Here is a 1,761-nt window from a genome sequence, read left to right on the forward strand (position 1 = left end):
CCGTCGCGACGCTCTGGCCGAGCACCGTCAGGCGATCGGGGCCGGCGCGCTGCACCGGGCCGACGACCTCGTGGATCACCGCGATGCCCCCGGTGGAGAGGCCGCCTTCCCCCGGCAGGGCGAGGGTGCGCACCACTTGCCCGACCCGCAAGTCCTCCAACCGGGCCGGTCGTCCGTCGACCGTCACCGCCACGTCGGCCGGATAGGCGATGCGCAGGTCGTTGACGATGATGCTGCCGAAGCCCCGGATGGTGCCGATGACGCCGGTGCCGCCGATGCCGCGGTCGCCCTCCTCGTCCGGTCCCGGCCGGATCCCGGTGCCGCCGATGCCCTGATCGAGGATCTTGTCGCCCGCCGCCGCGGCCGGGCCGGCCGCGGCCAGCCAGCTCGCGCCGGCGAGGAGGCGCAGCAGGCCGCGCCGGGTGGAAGCGGGACCGGGCACGGGCCGCGTCCTCACGCCTTCGGCTCGGGGCTGGCATCCGCCTCCGGCTCGCGGCGCGGCGCGTCCTCGGCGTAGACGTAGATGCCGAAGTTCCAGCGCGCCTCGCCGCCCGGATCGGTCTCGCAGGCCGCGTGCGCCTCCCGGTTGGCCTGCTGCAAGGCGTCCATGGCGATCTCCCGCGCCCGCAACTCCAACCGCCGCGCCAGCTCGGGCGAGAGCCCGTCGTAGTGCACGGCGCGCTCGAGGAAGCGCGGCTTCTCCTCCAGGATGTTGGTGACTGCGGCGGCGATGTGGTCGTGGAGGTTGCGGCCGAAGTAGTAGAGCTGCTGCGTGCCCCCGCCGCTCGGCACGAAGGCGGCCTCGGCGAGCACGATGCGCTCCTCGGCATCGACGGTCACGAGGCCGCGGTCGAGCCACTCGTCGAGCACCGCCCGCGGGCGCAGGTCCCGCGTCACCGAGGCAACGAGGCTCTCGAACGAAGGACCGCTGTCGGCCGCCCGCGGCAGGGCCTTCGGCCGGCCATCGGCCTCGGTGAAGTCGGGCGCGGCGACCCAGCGGGCGATGATGCGGCTGGTGCGCGAGACCGAAGCCGGCACCGCGCTCACCGGGGCGCCCGCGCCGCGCAGGCGGCGCACCTCCTTGCGGTGGATGCCGGTGAGCAGGCTGACCCGGCTGTCGGTCTGGTCCTTGCCGGGCAGGGCGAAGTCGTACTCGGCGACGTTCACGTACAGCTCGCGCAGGAGGTCGGTCAGCGCCGGGAAGGTGATCCCGCTGCGCACGAACAGCCGCACCAGCGGGCGCAGCAGGCGGGCGAGGGGCGCCTGCAGCGCGCCGGCATCGGGCGGAAGTCTCGGGCTCGGCTCTGACATCACGGCCGTTGTAGCCCAGAGCGCGTGGGACACAATCCCACGAAAGCGCGGCACGTTGCGAATCCCGGTTGACGTGGGAAATTTGCCCACATAGAGAAACGCCTGTGATCAGATTTCCCACGCCGGGAACGACCATAGGAACAGCCGCAGGAACAGCCGATGGCCAGTCCCCTCCCCCTCGTGTGCCGCTCCGCCGGTCCGGAGCCGCTCCGGCTCGGTCCCGGATGCGGGATCGCCACGCAGCGCCGGCCCGCCTCGCGGTTGCCCCTCGTGATGCTGGTGCGCAGCCTCGCGGTGATCGCCGGCCTCGGCCTGCCGGTGGCGGCGGCGACGCTGGCCGACCGTGTTCACCCCTCGCCCGTGGCCGCCCCCGCCCGCTGACGCAAGGAAGCTCCCGCCATGCTCGAAGCCCTGCGCAGCGACCGGCCCCGCCCCGCCACTCCCCTCGGC

General features: G+C 73.8%; 2 protein-coding genes and 1 pseudogene. 1 reads left to right on the top strand and 2 read right to left on the bottom strand.

What is annotated here, in order from left to right; genetic code table 11:
* Together VQ02_RS33520 and VQ02_RS33525 are read right to left on the bottom strand one after the other, a co-directional pair.
* Nucleotides 1–442, bottom strand: a pseudogene (locus VQ02_RS33520) (DUF5666 domain-containing protein); the annotation flags it as partial.
* 11 nt (nucleotides 443–453) lie between these two features.
* Nucleotides 454–1,311 (bottom strand): DUF6502 family protein, encoded by an 858-nt coding sequence (locus VQ02_RS33525; RefSeq protein WP_048448604.1) that lies wholly within the window; start codon nucleotides 1,309–1,311, stop codon nucleotides 454–456.
* A 159-nt stretch (nucleotides 1,312–1,470) separates the two neighbouring features.
* Here VQ02_RS33525 and VQ02_RS33530 point away from each other — a divergent pair, with 159 nt between their 5' ends.
* Complete coding sequence (locus tag VQ02_RS33530; protein WP_048448605.1) at nucleotides 1,471–1,692, top strand: hypothetical protein; 222 nt, start codon at nucleotides 1,471–1,473, stop codon at nucleotides 1,690–1,692.
* Nucleotides 1,693–1,761: the final 69 nt, after the last annotated feature.

The organism is Methylobacterium variabile, assembly GCF_001043975.1.
GTDB classification, from domain to species: Bacteria; Pseudomonadota; Alphaproteobacteria; order Rhizobiales; family Beijerinckiaceae; genus Methylobacterium; species Methylobacterium variabile.

Excerpts from the sequence above, each read along its gene's own strand:
- VQ02_RS33525 (WP_048448604.1), bottom strand. The coding sequence starts at position 1,311 with ATGTCAGAGCCGAGCCCGAGACTTCCGCCCGATGCCGGCGCGCTGCAG.
- VQ02_RS33530 (WP_048448605.1), top strand. The coding sequence starts at position 1,471 with ATGGCCAGTCCCCTCCCCCTCGTGTGCCGCTCCGCCGGTCCGGAGCCG.